Source organism: Micromonospora arborensis (assembly GCF_003205615.1).
Classification (GTDB): Bacteria; Actinomycetota; Actinomycetes; order Mycobacteriales; family Micromonosporaceae; genus Micromonospora; species Micromonospora arborensis.
On sequence record NZ_PYBV01000123.1, the window covers coordinates 1 to 243 of the forward strand.

The following is a 243-nucleotide window of genomic DNA, read 5'->3' on the forward strand; positions in this document are numbered from 1 at the left end:
GCTCCGCATCGCTTGTCGGCGGCCACACCACCTCGCCGATGACCGCGCCTCGCGCCATGTGGGCGGACGTGCAGGCCGCGCCGCTGCCGGCGGAGCCGACCATCGAGTGGGACCTGCCCCCCACAGTCGACCCGTCGCTCTCCGACGCCGCCGGGCCCCACTCCTCACCCCTCCTCGTCCCGCCGGTCCCCTTCCAGCTGGCGGTCTCCGACTCGCGAGCCGCGGTCGCCCCCCCCCCCCCCC

At 77.4% G+C, this 243-nt stretch carries 1 pseudogene; it reads left to right on the forward strand.

Features of this window, described 5'->3' with window-relative positions:
- Nucleotides 1–243 (forward strand): annotated as a pseudogene (locus C7C45_RS34640) (FAD-dependent oxidoreductase); the annotation flags it as partial.